The 6,533-nt window shown below is 56.6% G+C and carries 2 protein-coding genes and 2 pseudogenes; 2 read left to right on the top strand and 2 right to left on the bottom strand.

Annotated elements, in window-relative coordinates; all coding sequences use genetic code 11:
* Together FCH32_RS23160 and putA are read right to left on the bottom strand one after the other, a co-directional pair.
* Positions 1 to 185, bottom strand: a pseudogene (locus FCH32_RS23160) (hypothetical protein); the annotation flags it as partial.
* 132 nt (positions 186 to 317) lie between these two features.
* Positions 318 to 4,280: a trifunctional transcriptional regulator/proline dehydrogenase/L-glutamate gamma-semialdehyde dehydrogenase gene (putA, locus tag FCH32_RS23025; protein ID WP_174361582.1), complete on the bottom strand. Its 3,963-nt coding sequence runs from the start codon at positions 4,278 to 4,280 to the stop codon at positions 318 to 320.
* Between the two features lie 422 nt (positions 4,281 to 4,702).
* On the opposite strand from putA, the gene putP reads away from it, so the two are divergent.
* Positions 4,703 to 6,211, top strand: a complete 1,509-nt coding sequence (putP, locus tag FCH32_RS23020) for a sodium/proline symporter PutP (protein WP_096757603.1) — start codon at positions 4,703 to 4,705, stop codon at positions 6,209 to 6,211.
* Positions 6,212 to 6,342: 131 nt separating this feature from the next.
* Positions 6,343 to 6,533, top strand: a pseudogene (locus tag FCH32_RS23155) (hypothetical protein); the annotation flags it as partial.

Raw genomic sequence — 6,533 nt, 5'->3', positions numbered from 1 at the left:
CGATGAGCCGTTGACGGCTGACCGGGTCTGCCCGCAGGGATGCGGGCAGAGGGGACGGCCTGCATGGATGCAGGCTCGGCCCCGACCCGACAGTCAGACGGAATAAGACGAATAACTCGCGTAGCGACGATTTTCCCGCCGGGAGCCTGGGTTGCAAGGGAGGCGGCGGTGAGCCTCCCTTGCACGTTCACGGGTACCTGAGCTTCAGAGAAATGATACCGCTGAGGTGAACGGAACCCTGAGCAAGAATCACATGTTCACCCTACATGCTTAACTGAATGGTATTGCCGTTACCGGAGCCTTAATTAACCATACCCTTAGCCGATTGTCATCAGGCTGGCGTTACCGCCAGCAGCAGCGGTGTTGACGCTCAATGAGCGTTCAATATACAGCCGCTCCAGCAGGATATTGCTCTCACCACGGGCAAAGCCTTGTACCGAGACAATTGCGCCATCCCGTGCGGCAACCGCCTCGCATAACGCGCGCAGTTGATCGGAATCACCGTGGAAGATAACGGCATCGAACGGTTGTACGGTCAGATTATCCGCTTTGGCAAACTGGATGCGCCCGGAAAGAGCGGCAGGCAGACGTTTTGCCAGATCGCGGTGGAAAGCATCATCCGGCCACAGGATGAGACTGCCCACGGAAGCCACGGCGGCGACCTGAACCAGTGCGTCCTGTTCGTTATCGGCAATACACAGAACGCGATCGCGAGGTAACAGCGTCCAGGTGTTGCGCTCGCCGGTAGGGCCAGGCAACAAACGCTGAGTTCCGGCCTGCGCCAGTTCAGCAAACTGTTGGCACAGGGTCTGCAACGCCGGGCGATCGGCTGCCCATTCGGTGAGGGCGTCCAGCGGCTGGATCAGCGCCGCCTTGAGCTGTGCATCGACAGGGTAATCGGCATCCTGGCGCGCCAGGGTGATGCTTAGTGCATTTTCCGGACGGTTAGCCAGCAGACGGTACAGATACAGCGGACCGCCGGCTTTCGGACCGGTGCCTGACAAGCCTTCGCCGCCGAAGGGCTGCACGCCGACCACCGCGCCAACCATATTACGGTTGACGTACAGGTTACCCACGTGTGCGGAGCCGGTGACCTGAGCGATGGTTTCATCAATACGGGTATGCACACCCAGCGTCAGGCCGTAGCCGGAAGCATTGATTTGCTCAATCAGATTGCCCAGATTGCTGCGGGTGTAGCGTACGACGTGCAGCACCGGACCAAACACCTCTTTTTGCAGTTCGTCGAAGCTCTCCAGCTCAATCAGCGTCGGCGCAATAAAGGTACCGGTTTGCCATTCCCGCGCATCCTCGCTGTTTTCACGTGCAGCCTGGAATACCGGACGTCCCTTGGCGCGCATGGCCTGAATGTGGCGCTCAATATTGGTTTTGGCCTCATCGTCAATAACCGGCCCAATGTCAGTGGTCAGGCGGCCCGGATTGCCCATCCGGCATTCGGCCATCGCGCCGCGCAGCATTTTCAGTGTGTGCTCGGCGATGTCATCCTGCAGGCACAGGACGCGCAGTGCCGAGCAGCGCTGTCCGGCGCTGTCAAAGGCGGAGGCCAGCACATCAACGACCACTTGCTCCGTCAGCGCCGAGGAGTCGACGATCATCGCGTTCATTCCACCGGTTTCGGCGATCAGCGGGATCGGACGGCCTTGCGTGTCAAGACGGCGAGCAATATTACGTTGTAACAGCGTGGCGACTTCCGTTGAACCGGTGAACATCACGCCGCGTACGCGCTCATCGGACGTCAGCTGTGCCCCGACGGTTTCACCCTGGCCGGGCAACAGTTGTACCACGCCTGGCGGCACGCCAGCTTCCAGTAAAATGGCGATCCCCTGGGCGGCAATCAGCGGTGTCTGTTCTGCCGGTTTTGCCAGCACGCTATTGCCTGCAGCCAGCGCGGCGGCAATTTGCCCGCTGAAGATGGCCAGCGGGAAGTTCCACGGGCTGATACAGACCACCGGGCCGAGCGGACGATGGGTTTCGTTATCAAAATCATCGCGGACTTGCCCGGCGTAATAATGCAGGAAGTCGACCGCTTCACGCACTTCGGCAATGGCGTTGCTAAAGGTTTTACCTGCTTCGCGAACCAGAATGCCAATCAGTTGCTGCATCTGGCCTTCCATCAGAACGGCGGCGCGATGCAGAATAGCGGCGCGCTCCTGCGGCGGCGTAGCGAACCAGATCGGCGCATTATTTACCGCGCTTTGTAACGCTTGCTCCACTTCATTCGGGGAGGCTTCACGCACGTAGCCCACAATATCTTTCGGCTCCGCAGGGTTAATTACCGGCGTCATTTGTCCGTCAGTCACCGGATGCTCCAGCATCGGTTTCGCGTGCCATTTTTGCAGTGCGCTGTTGAGCAGGGCAGAGGACAGCGAGGCCAGGCGATGTTCGTTCGCCAGATCCAGTCCGCCTGAGTTTTCGCGTCCCTTGCCGTACAGGTCGCGTGGCAGCGCAATCTTCGGATGCGGTAGACCCGCCAGGCCTTCCTGCTGCGCCAGTTTTTCTACGGCTTCGACCGGGTCGGCGACCAGTTCATCCAGCGGCAGAGTGGTGTCGGCAATACGGTTAACGAACGAGGTATTCGCGCCGTTTTCCAGCAACCGACGCACCAGGTACGCCAGCAGCGTTTCATGGGTCCCTACCGGTGCATAAATACGGCATGGGCGGTTCAGTTTGCCATCGGCAACTTTGCCGGTAACCTGCTCGTACAGGGGTTCACCCATGCCGTGCAGGCACTGGAACTCGTACTGTCCGGGATAATAGTTCTGACCCGCTAACTGATAAATGGCCGCCAGCGTATGGGCGTTATGGGTGGCAAATTGCGGGTAGATCAGATTCGGCACGGCAAGCAGTTTTTTGGCGCAGGCCAGATAGGAAACGTCGGTGTAGACCTTACGGGTATACACTGGATACCCTTCCAGACCGTCCATCTGGGCGCGTTTAATTTCGCTGTCCCAGTATGCGCCTTTTACCAGGCGGATCATCAGGCGACGGCGGCTGCGCGTGGCCAGATCAATCAGATAATCAATCACGTACGGACAGCGTTTCTGGTAGGCCTGGATGACAAAACCAATCCCGTTCCAACCCGCCAGCTCAGGTTCGAAGCACAGTTTTTCCAGCAGATCGAGGGAGATTTCCAGGCGGTCTGCTTCTTCGGCGTCAATATTGATGCCAATGTCGTACTGACGCGCCAGCAGGGTGAGCGACTTCAGGCGTGGATAAAGCTCGTCCATTACGCGATCGTACTGCGCACGGCTGTAGCGTGGGTGCAGCGCCGACAGCTTGATCGAAATCCCCGGCCCTTCATAAATGCCGCGTCCATTAGACGCTTTACCAATCGCGTGGATAGCCTGCTGGTAAGACACCATATAGGCCTGCGCGTCAGCGGCGGTCAGTGCGGCTTCTCCCAACATGTCGTAGGAGTAGCGGAAACCTTTGTCTTCCAGCTTCCGTGCGTTAGCCAGTGCTTCGGCGATGGTTTCCCCGGTGACGAACTGCTCCCCCATCAAGCGCATCGCCATATCGACGCCTTTGCGGACCAGCGGCTCGCCGCTCTTACCGATGATGCGGTTCAACGAGCGCGAGAGGCTGGCTTCGTTATGTGTGGAGACCAGGCGTCCGGTAAACAGCAGTCCCCAGGTTGCCGCATTGACGAATAACGACGGGCTGCGTCCAATGTGCGACTGCCAGTTACCGTTGCTAATTTTGTCGCGGATCAGCGCATCGCGCGTGGCTTTGTCGGGAATACGCAGCAGGGCTTCCGCCAGGCACATCAGCGCAACACCTTCCTGAGAGGACAGCGAGAACTCTTGCAAGAGTCCCTGTACCATGCCGGCGCGACCGCTGGCGGTTTTCTGGTTACGTAGTTTGTCGGCTAACTGATATGCCAGCTTATGAGCCTGTTCAGCGATCGGTTGCGGCAGGCGCGCCTGTTCCATCAGCATCGGTACGGCGTCGGTTTCTGCACGACGATACGCGGCGGTGATCGCCGCCCGGGAAACAGACTGCGGCAGGATCTGCTCGGCAAACTCGAGGAAAGGCTGGTGAGTTTCATTCTGGTATGCCGAGGCGTCATCACCTTCATTGGCTGCACCCGCCAGTAGGGCAGGCAGCTCAGGCAGGGCATCGTCATTTTCCAGTCTTTCGAGATAATTAAAGATGGCTTGTTTGATCAGCCAATGCGGCGTGCGATCGATTCGTGTTGCGGCTGTTTTAATACGCTCGCGTGTGGCGTCGTCCAGCTTAACCCCCATCGTGGTGGTTCCCATGCCGTTTACTCCTGTTGTGCTGAAATACGGGACTGATAGTTACTGAGAAATATCCACTATGTTGCAACTTTGTGCAACCGTGTTAAATGTGACTTGGTTTGCAAGCTTGAAAATGAATGAAATGTTAATAAATGTGGTATTTGTTGGGATGTCTGTAAAAAATACGAGCGCTTTTTCTCTGCGGCAGTTAACACTTTTTAAAGGTGCAACCGCGAAAAGTGTGAGAGAGTGCAACCTCCAGAAAAATGCTATCTACTCGAGATCAAAATTGATGTAAATGGTGTGTTAAATCGATTGTGAATGATCCTTGCTTCCGGCAGGATACGGTCGCCCAGGTCAACATAGATATCTTTGCCACGTTCCGGCAGGGTAATAAAACGGCAAGCCACGGCATTGTCGATACATAATTTTGGAGAGTTTTGATGGCTATTAGCACACCGATGTTAGTGACATTCTGTGTCTATATTTTTGGCATGTTGTTGATAGGGTTTATTGCATGGCGTTCAACCAAAAACTTTGATGATTACATTCTGGGTGGACGCAGCCTGGGGCCGTTTGTCACCGCGCTTTCCGCCGGGGCATCCGACATGAGCGGCTGGCTGCTGATGGGGCTGCCGGGGGCGATTTTCTTGTCGGGGATTTCAGAAAGCTGGATCGCCATCGGCCTGACATTAGGCGCATGGATCAACTGGAAGCTGGTGGCCGGACGTTTACGCGTACACACCGAGTTCAATAATAATGCTCTGACGCTACCGGATTACTTTACCGGTCGTTTTGAAGATAAAAGCCGCGTGCTGCGTATTATTTCCGCGCTGGTTATTCTGCTGTTTTTCACCATCTATTGTGCTTCAGGGATTGTTGCAGGGGCGCGTCTGTTCGAAAGCACCTTCGGCATGAGTTATGAAACAGCGCTGTGGGCGGGTGCGGCAGCGACGATTATCTATACCTTTATTGGTGGTTTCCTGGCCGTCAGCTGGACCGATACCGTGCAGGCCAGCCTGATGATTTTTGCTCTGATCCTGACGCCGGTGATGGTGATTATTGGCGTCGGCGGCTTTGAAGACTCGCTGGAAGTGATCAAACAAAAGAGCATTGAGAACGTGGACATGCTCAAAGGCCTGAACTTTGTCGCCATTATTTCACTGATGGGCTGGGGGCTGGGTTACTTCGGTCAGCCGCACATCCTGGCGCGCTTTATGGCGGCAGATTCTCACCATAGCATCGTGCATGCACGTCGCATCAGCATGGCGTGGATGATCCTGTGTCTGGCGGGCGCGGTGGCCGTTGGTTTCTTCGGTATCGCCTACTTCAATAACAATCCGGCACTGGCCGGTGCGGTGAACCAGAACGCCGAGCGGGTGTTTATTGAACTGGCGCAAATCCTGTTCAACCCGTGGATTGCCGGTATTCTGCTGTCGGCTATCCTTGCGGCGGTGATGTCGACGCTGAGCTGCCAGCTGCTGGTGTGTTCCAGTGCCATTACGGAAGATTTGTACAAAGCGTTCCTGCGTAAAAATGCCAGCCAGAAAGAACTGGTGTGGATTGGCCGCGTCATGGTACTGGTAGTCGCGCTGATCTCTATTGCTCTGGCAGCTAACCCGGAAAACCGCGTTCTCGGTCTGGTGAGCTACGCCTGGGCTGGCTTTGGTGCGGCATTCGGACCGGTGGTGCTGTTCTCCGTACTGTGGTCGCGTATGACCCGTAACGGTGCGCTGGCGGGGATGATCATTGGTGCGGTTACGGTTATCGTCTGGAAACAGTTCGCCTGGCTGGGCCTGTATGAAATCATCCCGGGCTTTGTGTTCGGCAGTATTGGTATCGTGGTGTTCAGCTTGCTGGGTAAAGCACCTTCAGCCGCAATGCAAAAACGCTTTGCTGAAGCTGATGCGCATTATCATTCTGCACCGCCGTCACGTTTACAGGTTGAGTAATCTGCTTATTGCTTCTACAGCCCGCCGCGTGCGGGCAATGCCGTTCAGTTAAGCATGTAGGGTGAACATGTGATTCTTGCTCAGGTTTCCGTTCACCTCAGCAGTGTCATTTCTCTGAAGCGCAGATACCCGTGAACGTGCAAGGGAGGCTCACCGCCGCCTCCCTTGCAACCCAGGCTCCCGGCGGGAAAATCGTCGCTGCGCGATTCATTCGTCTTATTCCGTCTGCCTGTCGGGTCGGGGCCGAGCCTGCGTCCCAGCAGGCCGTCCCCTCTGCCCGCATCCCTGCGGGCAGACCCGGTCAGCCGTCAACACCTCATCA

This window comes from Citrobacter gillenii (assembly GCF_013337685.1).
Taxonomy (GTDB): Bacteria; Pseudomonadota; Gammaproteobacteria; order Enterobacterales; family Enterobacteriaceae; genus Citrobacter; species Citrobacter gillenii.
This window is presented reverse-complemented; position numbering and strand designations above follow the sequence as displayed.

Excerpts from the sequence above, each read along its gene's own strand:
- putA (WP_174361582.1), bottom strand. The coding sequence starts at position 4,280 with ATGGGAACCACCACGATGGGGGTTAAGCTGGACGACGCCACACGCGAG.
- putP (WP_096757603.1), top strand. The coding sequence starts at position 4,703 with ATGGCTATTAGCACACCGATGTTAGTGACATTCTGTGTCTATATTTTT.